This window comes from Allobosea eneae (genome assembly GCF_042657265.1).
Taxonomy (GTDB): domain Bacteria; phylum Pseudomonadota; class Alphaproteobacteria; order Rhizobiales; family Beijerinckiaceae; genus Allobosea; species Allobosea eneae.
This window is the reverse complement of sequence record NZ_JBHSLW010000089.1, coordinates 1-504: the sequence shown is the minus strand read 5'-3', so window position 1 is coordinate 504 and position 504 is coordinate 1. Positions and strand designations below refer to the sequence as shown.

Sequence of the window (504 nt, the reverse complement as noted above, 5' to 3'; positions counted from 1 at the left end):
CTAAGCTTCTCGGGATCAGCAAGCGCGGCAACGGCTACCTTCGCAGGATGCTGATCCACGGCGCGCGAGCGGCATTGCCGTCCCTGGCGAAGGGGCGGACGTTGCTCGGCGAATGGCTGCGGGGATTGCTCGCGCGAACGCATATCAACACCGCCGTGGTCGCGCTCGCGGCGAAGATGGCCAGGATCATCTGGGCCGTGTTGAGAAGCGGGCGCCCCTTCCAGGTGGAGGCGATGCCATCGGCTGGATGATCAGAGTTCGGCCTTAGGGGAGCGTCCTTCAGGCCAGCGTTGTCTGTGAGTGGATTGGAAAGATGGCCTGACAGTCGAACGGCGTGCCGTGATCCTGATCAAAAAAATGGCGTTAGACGCCGACGGCTTTATGAGGATCGGTACGCGCGAAAGCTCCATCTTGGCCGAGGCACGACCTCGAGACCGGATACGTTGGCGCAGACTGAAGAGCCGGAAAGAAATCCCTTGCAGGCGGGGCGAGCCATACGTTTTT

Annotated in this window: 1 pseudogene; it reads left to right on the top strand. The window is 61.5% G+C overall.

Annotated elements, in window-relative coordinates:
* Nucleotides 1-251 (top strand): annotated as a pseudogene (locus tag ACFPOB_RS29290) (IS110 family transposase); the annotation flags it as partial.
* Nucleotides 252-504: the final 253 nt, after the last annotated feature.